Source organism: Streptomyces sp. NPDC051133 (assembly GCF_040682635.1).
GTDB lineage: Bacteria > Actinomycetota > Actinomycetes > Streptomycetales > Streptomycetaceae > Streptomyces.
In genome coordinates this window covers 1-1,345 of sequence record NZ_JBFBBK010000237.1, presented here as the reverse complement: position 1 = coordinate 1,345, position 1,345 = coordinate 1, and the positions used below count along the sequence as shown (strand labels likewise).

Genomic DNA, 1,345 nt, shown 5'->3' with positions numbered 1-1,345 from the left:
GTCTGCTCCCGCCGACGCGCTCAAGACGCTCCGCAAGTACCGCAAGGGCGAGTCGGACCTGATCGAGGCCTGGTAGCCGGTGGACGTGGTGGCGATGCTGGCGATGCCGAGGTCCACGCCGATGAAGCCGTCCGGCTCGTACTGCTCGGCCTCGGGGACCTCGCTGGTGGCGGTCAGGTAGAAGATCCCGTCACGCTGCCGGCCGCGGCCCGCTACCGCTACCGCAAGCGTCAGCTTGCCCTGCGGGCCAAGCTCCAGAAGAAGTACACCCAGTCCGCGAAACGCCGGCTGAAGGAGCGCTCCCGCCGCCACGCCCGGCACGTCAGGAACACCAGCCATACCATCGCCAAGACGATCGTGACCGAGGCTGAACGAACCTCGGCCGGACTCTCCCTGGAAGATGTCACGGGAATCCGGCAGAGGGTACGGCTTCGCAAGCCCCAACGGGTCACACCCCACTCCTGGGCCTTCACCCAGCTCGCAGACTTCATCGTCTACAAGGCCAGGCGGGCAGCCGTGGCCCCCGGGCTTCGTTGATCTCGCGGTGTTCTGCAAATAGGGCGATCCTCTGGGCACCGTACAACGGCGTCTGAACGCACAACGCACCCCGCCACCCTGTGCACCCGGGGATCTACGCCCGCGCCGTGGTACTGAGTGCGGCAGCAGCAACCGAGGACAGCATCATGCGATCGAACCGAAGAACCTCCAAGGTGTGGGCACGGTGAGAGCAGCAACCAGTGCGGCGAGCAGGCTACTTGTCCCCAACGGGCCTTCCTCATAGACGTCGGCCATCGCAGCGAGGAACCCATTTCCACTGCCGTCTCGACCGCCAGGCGTGGAAGGCCGAGTCTGCTGCTCCGAGGTGTATGGCGCTGACCAGCAAGAAAACCAGCAGTCCGATCCGGGGCCACTCCATGACGACGGCCGCCATGGCGGTTGCCGCGGCCACATAGTTACACAACGACAAGAACGCGCGGCGTGCCGAGGTACGGCGCGGTGGCAGCAAGTGATCAACGGCTCCGTGCGGCAGTCCCAGTGCGATGCCTGCGACTGCGATCCCGGCACTGACGGCGTAGGGGGCCTGGGGCGTCAGGGCGGGCATGCAGGTGGCGGCAGCGGGCGAAGGCCCGGCGCAGCGCGGGGTCGGTGATGCCCGCGGCATCGAGCATATGACGGTCGGCTGTTGCCATCGGCTCCTTCCTGCCGGGTGCCGACCGCGCAGCGAAAGGTGGCCGGTGATGCGTTCGGCGGGTTGCCAGACCAGCACCTTCATGAAGGTACGCGCCGACAGCCGTCACTGCTTGATCACTCATGACACACGCGAACCCGGGTTCCGTCGGTGCAG

General features: G+C 66.7%; 1 protein-coding gene and 1 pseudogene. Both read right to left on the bottom strand.

The genetic code is table 11. The features are described from left to right. Nucleotides 1-444: pseudogene (locus tag AB0N17_RS46720) on the bottom strand (hypothetical protein); the annotation flags it as partial. 331 nt (nt 445-775) lie between these two features. Beyond that, complete coding sequence (locus tag AB0N17_RS46715; protein ID WP_366017733.1) at nt 776-1,102, bottom strand: Brp/Blh family beta-carotene 15,15'-dioxygenase; 327 nt, start codon at nt 1,100-1,102, stop codon at nt 776-778. Between the last annotated feature and the right edge of the window lie 243 nt (nt 1,103-1,345).